Raw genomic sequence first — 12,566 nt, 5'->3', positions numbered from 1 at the left:
AGGTTGAAAAATTCGAGACTTCATCGCGATACACCCAGACGCAAACTCCCGGGGGTCGACTGGGCGGTGCTGAGTCACCTGCCGCATTTATAAGGACGCGGCGTCTGCGCCGATAACGCCTCAGGTAGCCCTGTAGCGCGCCCCCGCTTCGTCTACCCGCCACGTGTTCTGGCAGATTATGGTGATTCCGTCCACCTGGCCATGCCCGGACACGGACACGTTGCGCTGGATGGCTCTGTTCCGTCCATTTTGGTGCAACGCCAGCTTCACTGGGTGGGCTAACGCATGCGGGCTGTCGATTTGCGCACCACCACCTCCGGAATGGAGGGGATTGTCAGGTCGCAGGGCTCACCGCCAGCCAGCTGGTCACACAGCACGTCCACGGCGGCTTTACCAAGCTCGACCAAGGGCATGGCGATCGTTGTCAGGGGTGGTTGCAGATATTCCGCCAAGGGAAGATCGTCATAAGAAATGACAGACACTTGCCCGGGTACAGGCACCTCTTTCTCGTGGAGCGCGTGGAGCGTCCCGATCGCCTGATTCAAGGTGCTGGTATAGATGGCGGTGAGGTCGGGATGTTCTTTCATCAGGCGGAGGGTAGCGTCATAGCCGCCCTTTTCGCTGAATTCCCCGGCCGCGATCGCGGGATCCTGTATCCCTGCCTTCTTAGCTGCCTGAAGGAAGCCGGTGAACCGGCCCTGTCCAAAGCCCAACGACTCCGGACCTGAGACGTGGCCGATGCATCGATGTCCCAGATCTTGTAAGTGTTGGACCGCGCACGCGCTGGCGGCTTCAAGATCCATGGTGACGTTCCGGCCGGAGCCGGCTACCGGACGGTTGACGAACAGGTACGGGATCTGGGTCTTTGGCAATTTCTCCAGCAGGGGATGGCCTGGGCGGGCGGAGGCAATGAGCAATCCGTCGACTCGTCCGGAGGCCACCAGATCGGCGAATTGTTCATCGACACCTTCATCGATGGTGTCCTCGGCCAACAGCATCGCATAGCCTCTTGCCTTGGCCTGCAGGTAGGCCCCGCGGGTTATGCGTGAGTAGACAGGATTTGTCAGGTCCGGAAGCAGTAACGCCAGGGCCTTGGTCCGTGACCCGGCCAGGGCCTGGGCGCCGGCGTGCGGTTGATAGCCCAGCTGTTTGGCCGATTCCAGGACCCTGAGGCGGGTTTCTTCCCGCACCGACAAGGTCGCGTCGTTGTTGAGGACCCTGGACGCGACGGACTTCGTCACTCCGGCCAGCTCGGCAACATCCACCAGTCTTCTCCGTGTGCCTTGTGCCGACTTCATCCCTAGATCCTCCCCCAATTCGCTCACTTCCACGCAACAGTCACCGCAGATCCTCCTCAGCGGTGATGGATCCCACCGGACCCTTGACAGCTGCCATTCCTTCATATTACCGTGAAACCCATCAAGAAAACCGGTTTTCTAAAGGGTTTTTTCGGGACCTTGTTCCCACCCGCCGGTTCTCCCGCCCCTTTTCAAAGTTCAAGGAGGAACCTTGGCGAAGATTGAACGTATCCAAACTGACTTGTACAGAATCCCTCTGGCTCAGGCACTGACGGACAGCACTCATGGCGTGATGCTGGACTTCGAACTCATCACCGTGAGGGTCACTGACAGTGATGGTGCCGTCGGGCTCGGTTACACCTACACGGTCAACGACGGCGGGGCTGCCGTCGCCGTGATGATCGAGCGCTACCTTGCCCCCAAGCTTCAGGGCCAGGACGCGGACCAGACGGAGAAGCTTTGGCAGGACCTGTGGTGGACGCTGCACTATGCCGGGCGCGGTGGCCACGCGACCTCAGCCATTTCCGCCATCGATATCGCGTTGTGGGATTTGAAGGGGCGCCGCCTGGGCGAGCCGTTGTGGCGGCTCTTTGGCGGATACGACCCGAAGGTTCCGGTCTACGCCGGGGGCATCGATCTGGAACTCAGCACGGCGGATCTGCTGAAGCAGGCCGACCGGTTCCAGGCGGAGGGCTTCCGTGCCATCAAGATGAAGGTCGGCCGGCCGAACCTGGTCGAGGACCTCGAACGCGTAGCGGCCATGCGGGCCCACCTGGGGGACACGTTCCCGCTGATGGTGGACGCGAATATGAAGTGGAGCGCTGACGAGGCGATCCGCGCGGCCCGGGCACTGGCGCAATACAACCTGGTTTGGATAGAAGAACCAACGATCCCGGATGATCTGGCCGGTTATGTGCGGATCCTTCGTGACGGAGGCCAGCCGATCGCCGGCGGGGAGAACCTGCACACCCTCTACGAATTCCAGCAGGCCATAAGTGCCGGCGCCCTGTCCTTCCCCGAACCGGACGTGAGTAACTGCGGCGGCTACACGACGTTCCGGAAAATCTGCTCGCTGGCAGAAGCACACAACCTGCCGGTCACTTCGCACGGGGTACATGACCTGACCGTCCAAGCCCTCGCTGCGGCACCGAACCGCAGCTACATGGAAGCCCACGGATTCGGGCTGGATAACTATCTGATGAACCCGATGCGGATAGAAGACGGGTTCGCGATAGCTCCCGAACGCGCCGGCCACGGCGTCGACCTTGACTTCACCGCCCTGGAAGGGGTCCGTTCATGAGCGCTGTAACCAAAGTGCCGGCCAAGCCGGCACGTAAACCCCAGCGGGGGATCCGGTGGCGGGTCCTTGGGGCCAACGCCGCGGTCCTGATGCTGAACTACGGGGACCGGGCCGCCCTCGGTGTTGCCGCCCCGCTGATCATCAGTGAATTCGGACTCAGCACCGGAACCATGGGCATCATCCTTGGCGCGTTTGCTTTCACGTATGCCCCCGCGTGTTTCGCCGGCGGCGCGCTGGCGGACAAGTACGGACCGAGGAAGACGATGGCCCTTGCCGCGGCCTGGTGGTCCTTGTGCACAGCACTGACGGCTTTGTGCTTCAACTTCGCCACGTTCTTCATCCAGCGGCTACTGTTCGGTGCCGGCGAAGGACCGCAGGGCGCCGTCACCGCCCGCACCATGGCCAACTGGTTCCCTAAGCGCGAATATGCCACCGCGATGGGATTGACGTTCGCCGCCAACCCCTTGGGCGCCGCCCTGGGCATCCCGGTCGTCACCGGGCTGCTGGTGCTGTCCAATAACAACTGGCGCATCCCCTTTATCGTCCTGGGCGCGATCGGCCTGGTTATCGCAGCCGGCTGGTACTGGATTCTTCGGGACAAGCCCTCTGATCACCCCCGGATCAGCGCCGAGGAGCTGGCACTGATCACGACTGTGGACGACCAGACCCGGGAACTGACCACCGAAAACGTCCCGCCGCTGCGTTTCTACCTCCGCCAGCCCGCCGTCATCGCCAATGCCTTGGCCTTCTTTGGCTTCAGCTGGTTGCTGTTCATGTTCCTCTCCTGGTACCCCCTCTACCTGGTCCAGACCCAGCACATCAACCTCTCAAGCCTGGCCTGGGCAGGGTCCTTGCCATGGGTTGCGGGCTCGATCGGAACCGCGCTCGGCGGGATTCTTTCGGACCGGCTCGCCCGCCGCTCCGGAGCACCTTTCCGGGTACGGAAATGGACCACCGGTATCTTCCTGGCACTCAGCGGTGCCCTGTGCCTGCCGCTGGCGGCGGTGAATTCCCTCGGCCTTGCCGTCGGGCTCTTCTCCGTCGTGCTGCTGCTGCTGTACTTGGCCAACGTGCAGTTCTTTGCGATCGTCCGTGACTTCGTCCACCCGGCCCGCCTCGGGGGCGTGACCGGCTTCGTGCACTTCTGCGCCAATCTTGCCGGCATCATCGCCCCCATCGTAACCGGTTTCCTCATCCAAAACCTGGGATCCTGGACCGCAGCGTTCGGACTGGCCGCGACACTGGCCATCCTCGGCGCAGTCGCGCTGATCCTCGTCAAACCGCCCATCGCCGGCGCAAAAGACCCTGAGCAGGCCCACAACCAAGCCGTTGAGTACGAGGTATGACAATGCCCGCCCCCAAAATCCTCATCACTGACTGCGACCACGACTCCATCTCCACGGAGCAGGACCTGGCACGCGAACACGGCATCGAACTCGTCCTCGCCCAATGCCACTCGGAAGACGATGTCATCGCCGCCGCAGCCGGTGCCGCGGCGCTGGTAGTGCAGTACGCACCCATCACAGCACGAGTCCTGGACGCCCTGCCCGGGCTGAAGGCAATCAGCCGGTACGGGGTCGGCGTCGACACCGTCGACGTCCACGCTGCCACCCTGCGGGGGGTCGCGGTCTGCAACGTCCCGGACTACGGCACCGAGGACGTCAGCGACCATGCCGTTGCCCTGGCACTGACCTTGGCCCGGGGCACGGCCAGGATGGACCGGGACGTCCGGCGCGGTATCCATGACATGGCTCCCGTCCGTCCCCTGCACCGGGTCAACACCCGCATTTTCGGCGTGGTTGGCCTGGGCCTGATCGGATCAGCGACGGCACAAAAAGCAAAAGGTCTCGGATACACCATCATAGGATCCGACCCTGCGCTGGCCCCCGGCACGGTAACCCGGGACGGAGTCAAAGTCGTGACGTTTGACGAACTCCTGTCCCGCGCCGACGTGGTCTCCCTGCACGTGCCGCTGAACCCGGGCACCCACCACCTGATCAACGCCGACAGCCTCTCCCGCATGAAAACCGGGGCCGTGCTGATCAACACTTGCCGCGGCGCCGTCGTCGACACCGGAGCCCTTGCCGCGGCGCTGGCCTCCGGGCATCTCTACGGTGCCGGCCTGGACGTTTTCGAAGAAGAACCCCTGCCCTCCACCAGCCCGCTGCTGGCCCTGGAAAACACGGTACTGACCCCCCACGCGGCATGGTACAGCGAGGAATCCTACGGCGAGCTCAAACGCCGCACGCTCGAAAACGTCATCGAAGTCTGCGCCGGCCGCACACCCCGAAACATCCTCAACCCGAAAGTACTGGTATGAACCTGCAACCAGCCCCCACACAGGGGGCAGGAGATGTGAAGGAAGCGGCCGCCATGAAGGCCGCTGTTCTCACCGGCCCGGACACCATTGCCCACCGCGACGTTCCCCTCCCCGCGCTACCCGAGGGTTACGCTCTGGTCAGGGTGGAACTGACGGGGCTCTGTGGGACTGATTTTTCGATCCTCCGCGGAACCCATCCCCGGGCCCGGACACCGCTGATCATGGGGCACGAAATCACCGGCATCGTAGAAGTCCCCGCCTCTACCGGACCACGTGCCGGCAGCAGGGTAACAGTCGAGCCCCTGATCTCCTGCGGCACGTGCCTGTCGTGCACCCAGGGCAACACGCACGTGTGCAAGAACCTGCAGCTCTACGGCATCGACGTACCAGGTTCCCTGGCCGAGTTCGTCGCGCTTCCCGCGAACGCCCTGATCCCGGTCAAGAAAACGGTGCCCGTCTCCCAAGTGGCGCTGGCCGAACCCCTCGCCGTTGCCGTCCATGCCGTTAAACGCTCCGGCCTGTCCGGCGGGGAAAGCGTGCTCATTTACGGAGCAGGGCCCATCGGCATCCTGACCGCCTTGGTAGCCCGGCAGGAGGGCGCGGCTAAAGTCCTGATTGCCGAGCCCAGCGCCGATCGCCTGCGGCTGGCAGCCCAGCTCGGATTCGATACCGTCCCGGACGGGGCCAGCCCCGCCCAAACCATCCGCCTCATGACCGGGGGGAATGGCGCGGACATTGTCTTTGATTCCGCCGCCCACCCCAGCGTCGCCGCCGAAATCGCCGGCACCGTCCGGGTCATGGGCACCATTGTCCTGGTCGGGGTCTACAAATCCCCCGCCAAGGTCGATCTGCAGGCCCTGACCTTCGCTGAGAACACTGTCCTCGGCGTGCGGGTCTACACCCGGGCCGACATCGAACGGGCCGTTGAACTCATCGAAAGCAACGCACTGGGCCTGGGCCGGCTCCCCGTCGACATCTTCCCCCTCGAACAGGCCGAACTCGCATTCGAGAACGCCATGGCAGCAGGCGCAGCAGTGAAAACAATGGTCGGCCCACCATCATCTGAACCATTCCCCCGGCCCGCCCAGGAGGACTCACTATGACAGAGACCAACCCGTTTGATCTGACCGGCCGGACAGCAGCCGTCACCGGTGCATCCAGAGGAATAGGCGCACAAATTGCTGCCGGGCTGCTGCAGGCCGGAGCCGACGTCATCGCACTCCAACGCGGCAGCATTCCCTCCGCGCTGGCAACACTGGCCCAGGAACAGGGCAGGACCATCACCCACGTCATGCTCGACCTGGACAGTGAGGCTTCCATTGCCGCCGCCATCAACAACACCCTCGAAGCCGGGTCGGTGGACATCCTGGTCAACAATGCCGGCACCCAAATCCGCCACGACTCCACCGATTTTCCGCTCACGGATTTCGACGCCGTCATGAACGTGAACACCCGCGCCGTGTTCCAGCTCTGCCAGGGTTTTGCCCCCGACATGCTGCGCCGGGGGTACGGAAAAATGATCAACCTCGCTTCACTGCTCTCGTTCCAGGGAGGCTACCGGGTGCCCGCCTACGCAGCCTCCAAGGGCGCGGTGGCCCAGCTGACCAAGGCCCTGTGCAACGAATGGGCCGGGCGCGGCATCAACGTCAATGCCATCGCACCTGGCTACTTTGCCACCGATATGAATGCCGCCTTGCTGGAAGATGATGAGCGTCGGGACCAAATCTCAGCGCGCATTCCCGCAGGCAGGTGGGGTGCCGCCGAGGACATTTCCGGGGCCGTTGTCTTCCTGGCTTCCAGCGCTGCTGACTACATCCACGGCACTGTGCTTCCCGTTGACGGCGGATGGATGGCCCGATGAGCGCAACCCTGCAGCGCCCAGCACCATCAGCAGTCCTGACGAGCACCCCGATCGTTGCGGTCCTGCGGGCCAAGCACGCCAAAGAATACGCCCCGGTGATTGAGGCCCTCGTGAAGGGTGGGATTCGGTCTATTGAACTGACGTTGAGCAGTGCCGGCGTTTTCGATGCCATGCCAGACCTGCTCCAGGCGTACGGCGCGGAGGCCGAACTCGGCATCGGGACCATCACCACGAAAGCCCAAGCCAGGCTCGCCCTCGATTCCGGGGCCGCCTTCCTGGTCACACCCACAACGGACCCCGCCATCATCATCACCAGCACGGCAGCCAACATCCCGGTCTACCCCGGAGGGCTCACCCCCACCGAACTGCTGACGGGATGGAACGCGGGGGCGACCGCGGTGAAGATATTTCCCGCATCGGTCGTGGGCCCCGGCTACATCGCCCAGCTGCGGGGGCCGTTCCCGGACCTGCAAATCGTACCCAGCGGGGGAGTAACGCTGGAAGACGCACCGGCATGGATCAGCGCCGGTGCACTGGCAGTGAGCATGGGAGGGCCCCTGCTCCAGGACGCCTTCCTTGGAGGCGACCCACAACAACTGACGAAACGGGCCCGAGACCTGACAGACACAATTCGCGCCGCGACATCCGCCCGACAGCCCAAGGGAAACGAGGACCGGCCATGAATACCGGCAACGGCCAGCAGGAAGCTTCCGAGGTCGTCACCATAGGCGAAACAATGGCCCTGATGAAAGCCGAAGCCCTCGGGCCGCTTTCACACAACGCCGCACTCAGCCTGGGCATCGGCGGGGCTGAAAGCAACTTCGCCATCGCCCTCCAACGCCTGGGGGTACCGGTGACGTGGGCCGGCCGCGTCGGCGCAGACAGCCTCGGAGACGTCGTCCTGCGGGAACTGCGCGGCGAAGGACTCCATCTCGCAGCCGTCCGCGACCCGGATGCCCCCACCGGGCTGATGATCAAGGAACGACGGACAAACGAGACGCAAAAAGTCTGGTACTACCGGCACAACAGCGCCGGTTCCAGGCTCAGCCCGCAGGACGTTCCGGCCACAGCCATCGCGACGGCCCGCCTGCTGCACCTCACAGGGATAACGCCCGCCCTCTCTGTCTCAGCCGCAGAAGCTGTTGAGTACGCCATCGCCACTGCCCGCAGTTCAGACTCCCTGGTCTCCTTCGACCTGAACTACCGGTCCGCCTTGTGGCCCCCGGACGCCGCGGGGAAGTACTACCGCCGCATCCTCACAGACTGCGACGTCGTGTTCGCGGGGGAGGAGGAAGCAGCACTTGCTGTCGGGGACGGAACACCTGCGCAGCTGGCCCAGCGGATCAGCGACCTCGGTCCTGCCCAGGTCATCATCAAGCTCGGCGCGGCCGGGAGCTATGCCCTGATCGACGGCACCGAATACAGGCAACCCGCCGTTCCCATCAGCGCTGTGGACACGGTCGGCGCCGGTGACGCGTTCGTAGCCGGATACATCGCTGAGCTCCTCTCCGGCCTGGAGGTGGCCGACCGGCTACTCACCGCCGTCAGGACAGGTGCTTTCGCCTGCCTCGTTCCCGGCGACTGGGAAGGCATGCCCCGCCGCGGGGAATTCAGCCTCCTCCAAGCCAAGGAACCGGTCTCCCGATAGAGCACCAGCAGTAAAATCGAACGATTCCCGATTGGCTGATACAGCCGCACGCCGGTAAGGAGCAGCGACAAGTGCAACCTCTTTGCCGTACGCACTTTTAGGCCTGAATATGTCTCCAAGCGAACCAACAATTAGAAGCGAAGCAACCCAGAAATGAGACAGAAGAACCTCCAACTGACCTCGGAACCGGTGAGTCTTGCTGACCCGCGCGCAGCACAGCTGCGTGAAGCCCTCAGCACCGCTGGAGATCTCCCCGTAGCACCGCCGCCACGGAGTTGAATTTTGCCGGTTGGTCCCAGGGCCACTGCAGTAGTCGTGCCCGCGACCCGTTTCGTACTGGTTGCCTGGTCGCTCACCTTTGAGAAATTGTCGGCGGGCCGCGGGCGCACACTGACTGCTAGTTAGAAAATAGATCAATCCCGGTTGTTCCTCTCACAAAGAGCCGAGTGTCAGCCTTGGGTGTGACTGACCTGACGCAGGTGAGGACCCGCAGCTGTAGATCGTCACTGTCGGTGACGGTAGAAAAGTGAGCCATTTCGCCGCCGTCACAATGGCTCACTTTTCCACCGTTACCGACACTGCAGTCTGCAAGCGCAGCTGACGGCCGTAGCCTGTCATTGAGTTGGACGAAGCCGGCACCTCGATGAGGGCTTAGACCCAGCCGCGAAACGCCTCTGATGAGGTTATTGGGCATATGCCACCCCCAAACCTAGGACGAGTCGCCTGCACTTTTCCTGTTCTCGTCCGGTACCGGTGCCAGCTGGCGCGGCAAGCAATGGCCGCTCTTACTGCGTGGCGTGCGCAGGCTACGTAAAATTTCTCCCGGTTGATGGTCAAGAATACGCAGATTGCGGGTCCTCTTCCGCCCCCTCTGATCCTGACGCTAGCAGCGCTGACTACTGATCTGCAACTCAACTTTCACCACATACGGATACGCGATTACCGGAGCTTTTTGACCTTGCCACTAATGTGAAGGTTTGATACTGGCCGCATGAGAAAGAACTTGAGCCCAGGGCTCCCTCTAAGTGGACTGTCGGCAATGGCCGCAGCATCCTTCATCACCGTTCTAACTGAGGCGCTGCCAGGTGGCATACTCCCCGAAATGAGTGGGGATCTTCAGGTGACTGAATCCGTAATGGGACAGTCTGTGACGATTTATGCAATAGGTTCCGCGGTTGCTGCCGTCCCGCTGTCCGCAGCCACCTCAGCTTGGAGGCGAAAGCGCTTGCTGCTGGCCGCGATGGCGGGGTTTATTGTCGCGAACACAATCACGGCCCTTTCGGATGAATATGCGTTGACGATGGCTAGCAGGTTCATCGCAGGCGTGTCCGGCGGACTTGTCTGGGCGATGATGGCGAATTACGCGAGGCGGATGGTTCCAAGTGCGCAACACGGCAAAGCGATCGCAGTGGCGATGGCCGGGACGCCGCTCGCTCTCGCTCTGGGCGTGCCGGCAGGGACCGCGTTCGGCCAAGCGCTCGGCTGGCGGATCTCATTCCTCGCCATGACGGCCTTTGCGCTAGTGGTGTTGGCGTGGCTCAGCTTCACGGTGCCTGATTTTCCGGGACAACCTCGGCAGCATCGGGTGTCAGTCGCGCAGACCATGCGGGTACCCGGTGTGACGCCTGTCCTCTTCGTCGTTCTTACGGTCGTTTTGGCGCATACCATCCTCTACACGTACATCTCGCCGTTTCTCGCCCAATTCGGGATGAGCGACTCTGTAGCCGTTGTGTTATTTGTGTTCGGTACGTCCTCGGTGGTGAGCATCTTTTTCGTCGGCACGTACATTCACCATCGACTACGCACTTTGACTATCGTGGGCACCGTTTTGTTTGCCCTAGCCGCCATTTTCATGGCCACACTTGGGGGGGAGTCATGCAATCGTCTACCTCGCAGCGGTGATGTGGGGGATCGGTTTTGGCGGCATGGCCACCCTATTGCAGACCGCCTTGGGCGATGCGGCAGGTGGCGCGGCAGACACCGCACAAGCTCTGCTGGTCACGCTATGGAACACGGCCCTCGCGCTGGGTGGTGCCGTCGGAGGCCTTCTCCTTCTGGGGCCAGGCGCTGGGTCCTTCCCCTGGTCTGTACTCGTCCTTCTTATTCCAGCCAGCGCGACAGTCATGGTGGCCCGCGGCAGCGGCTTCCCCTCAAGACGCAAGCTGGTTGGCGCGTAAAGACCAGCCGATGGAATCTGGCCTCGCCCGGTCACTGAACCTGCGGCACCCCGCTATTGCGGGGAACCTGCGGCACCCCGCTATTGCGGGGAACCTGCGGCACCCCGCTATTGCGGGGTGCCCCTCAGGGCTAATTCTCGCCACTAAGCGTTGCATACGGCATTCGCTGCAAATAGCCTGACCCCGTGCCCGCATAAAGTTGAATAACCATGACCGTGGTGGGGGAGAGACTTGCCCTCCTGATGTTTGTTCTCGCCTGCAGGAGCGTGGACGCCGATCTGCCCTCCTGTTGAGCCTTGCCGCTCTAAGTCATGACTGCATGTGAAGCGTGAACGCTTCCACTGTCCGCGGGCTTCAACGCCAGGACCTTATCGAGGTAGTTGCCGACGGCATCCCTGTGGCGGACCAGGCAATCAATCCGTTCGGATAAGCGCGCCTGCTCGAGTTTCAGCGTATCGACCATCTCGGGCGTGACACTGGGAACATAAATAGTTTGGGGCTGGATCAAGCACGGCATGAGTTGTTCGATGATTCGGGTCGGCAGTCCTGCCTCAAGCAGTCCCTTAATCTGCAACACGATGTCGACATGTGATTCCTGGTATTCGCGATAACCGTTATAGGACCGTGCAGGTACCACCAGACCCTTCTCCTCGTAGTAGCGCAGTAAACGCTTCGATACCCCTGTACGCTCGGAAAGCTCCCCGATTCTCATGTAAGTCAGCATACGACTCAGGGTTCGCAAGCTCGCGAAGTGATCGGCCTCCATGCAGCCTCTGGGCTGTTCGGCGCAACTTCGGGCTACCTGGAGTGGTGGTTTTCGGTAAAAGTTGTCGCGCGGTTTCGGCTCAGGACCCTCGATCTGCAGTATACGGTCACGGCTGGTGCAGCGCCGGGGAAGGATTTCTCGCCCGTTCGTGAACCTTCATCTGGACCCTGAGGGGTTTTAGGGGGGGCGGCCGTATTTCTTGCCCCTCGACGGGCGCACATGGGACCAAGCATTGAGAAAGTAGCAACTGTCAACACAACCCTCGGCGACATCGGTTAGGGAAGACTCGCCGTAGCACTAAAGTTACATCCATTGACTGTAACGTAAGCCCGGCGTAGTGTTTTCATCACGATGCGAGCAGTGGAAATCGATGGAGATGACCGAAATGAACACGCCGAAGAAACTCATTCGGAAAACGGATGTCAGCCACGAACCTTGGGCGAGTTGGGTGCCAAGCTCAGGAGGGGCCTGCAGTGGAGATGTCCATTTTGCGTGTCACTGAAACGCCAAAGGGTGCTTTACGTTACGCCGACTACTACTCCAGTGCTCTCGCTGAAGGACTTTATGGACCTCGTTGCCTCGGGCTGGAATGGTGACATTCATCGCATCAGCCACGCAGACCTATAGCCGAGTCGATCGAGAATGGCGGTAGTAATGCAAAGCCACTGGGAGGGCGAACCGCGATTCTTCTGGGTGGACCGCCCAGCTGAATCCGTGCTCTTGCTGGGTAACCCCGTTCTGGAATGGGAGGAGCTGCAGCTGCATACACACGTCGCGGTCAGCAACGGAATAGACCCGCCCGTCCTTGGGCAGGTGGACGCCGTGATGCCCGACGGATCGGCCTTCTGGCTCAAAGCTCAATGGAACCGTCGGCTTATTCACCGGACTGACGGTTGCACGGTTTGGGCCGTGGAGGGTCGTCAAAACCTCGGCGAACCTCTTCTGCCGGTGCTCGACAAGCGCGGTGGTGACCAATCCAGGGTTTGAAACCACCCCAGCGTGCTGCCTCGACGGAAGCTGCCGCATCCCAAGGCAAGCGCAACGCCAGACCTGCGAATATCACCCCGCGTGCACGCCAGCCCTCTCGGTTGAGCACTTCAGATGAAGCATGACAGGCAGAGGGCTTGAAACCCAGGTGGCGAATTGAACACCCTACTCCTACTCGGCTGCCGACCACCGTTCAGCGACGCCACCCC

11 protein-coding genes are annotated in these 12,566 nt (G+C 62.1%); 9 read left to right on the top strand and 2 right to left on the bottom strand.

Translation table 11 applies throughout. From position 1 onward, the window contains the following. Positions 1-278: 278 nt before the first annotated feature. Complete coding sequence (locus tag QF038_RS11825) at positions 279-1,298, bottom strand: LacI family DNA-binding transcriptional regulator (RefSeq protein WP_307610329.1); 1,020 nt, start codon at positions 1,296-1,298, stop codon at positions 279-281. A 241-nt stretch (positions 1,299-1,539) separates the two neighbouring features. Here QF038_RS11825 and QF038_RS11820 point away from each other — a divergent pair, with 241 nt between their 5' ends. From QF038_RS11820 to QF038_RS22340, 8 genes are all read left to right on the top strand, one after another. Beyond that, on the top strand, positions 1,540-2,598 hold the full coding sequence (locus QF038_RS11820; RefSeq protein WP_307610328.1) for a mandelate racemase/muconate lactonizing enzyme family protein: 1,059 nt from the start codon (positions 1,540-1,542) through the stop codon (positions 2,596-2,598). Beyond that, the gene (locus tag QF038_RS11815; RefSeq protein ID WP_307610327.1) at positions 2,595-3,944 is read left to right on the top strand and encodes an MFS transporter; all 1,350 of its coding nucleotides are present in this window, start codon (positions 2,595-2,597) and stop codon (positions 3,942-3,944) included. The genes QF038_RS11820 and QF038_RS11815 overlap by 4 nt, the downstream gene beginning before the upstream one ends. A gap of 2 nt (positions 3,945-3,946) precedes the next feature. Beyond that, complete coding sequence (locus tag QF038_RS11810; protein WP_307610326.1) at positions 3,947-4,918, top strand: C-terminal binding protein; 972 nt, start codon at positions 3,947-3,949, stop codon at positions 4,916-4,918. Further along, entirely contained in the window at positions 4,915-6,021 is a 1,107-nt protein-coding gene (locus QF038_RS11805) for a zinc-binding dehydrogenase (protein WP_307610325.1), read from the top strand. The genes QF038_RS11810 and QF038_RS11805 overlap by 4 nt, the downstream gene beginning before the upstream one ends. After that, a complete protein-coding gene (locus QF038_RS11800) occupies positions 6,018-6,779 on the top strand; it encodes an SDR family oxidoreductase (RefSeq protein ID WP_307610324.1) in 762 nt (253 codons plus the stop codon). The genes QF038_RS11805 and QF038_RS11800 overlap by 4 nt, the downstream gene beginning before the upstream one ends. Next, on the top strand, positions 6,776-7,462 hold the full coding sequence (locus tag QF038_RS11795; RefSeq protein ID WP_307610323.1) for a bifunctional 4-hydroxy-2-oxoglutarate aldolase/2-dehydro-3-deoxy-phosphogluconate aldolase: 687 nt from the start codon (positions 6,776-6,778) through the stop codon (positions 7,460-7,462). The genes QF038_RS11800 and QF038_RS11795 overlap by 4 nt, the downstream gene beginning before the upstream one ends. Beyond that, positions 7,459-8,427, top strand: coding sequence for a sugar kinase (locus QF038_RS11790; protein WP_307610322.1), 969 nt, complete (start codon positions 7,459-7,461; stop codon positions 8,425-8,427). Before QF038_RS11795 ends, QF038_RS11790 begins: the two co-directional genes overlap by 4 nt. A 991-nt stretch (positions 8,428-9,418) precedes the next feature. Further along, complete coding sequence (locus QF038_RS22340) at positions 9,419-10,642, top strand: MFS transporter (RefSeq protein ID WP_373461559.1); 1,224 nt, start codon at positions 9,419-9,421, stop codon at positions 10,640-10,642. A gap of 266 nt (positions 10,643-10,908) precedes the next feature. Here QF038_RS22340 and QF038_RS11785 read toward each other — a convergent pair whose 3' ends face one another. Then, positions 10,909-11,316, bottom strand: coding sequence for a MerR family transcriptional regulator (locus tag QF038_RS11785; protein WP_307610321.1), 408 nt, complete (start codon positions 11,314-11,316; stop codon positions 10,909-10,911). 708 nt (positions 11,317-12,024) lie between these two features. Here QF038_RS11785 and QF038_RS11780 point away from each other — a divergent pair. Then, positions 12,025-12,357: a hypothetical protein gene (locus QF038_RS11780; protein ID WP_307610320.1), complete on the top strand. Its 333-nt coding sequence runs from the start codon at positions 12,025-12,027 to the stop codon at positions 12,355-12,357. Positions 12,358-12,566 lie beyond the last annotated feature (209 nt).

It is taken from the genome of Pseudarthrobacter sp. W1I19 (assembly GCF_030817835.1).
In the GTDB taxonomy this organism is placed as follows: domain Bacteria; phylum Actinomycetota; class Actinomycetes; order Actinomycetales; family Micrococcaceae; genus Arthrobacter.
This window is presented reverse-complemented; position numbering and strand designations above follow the sequence as displayed.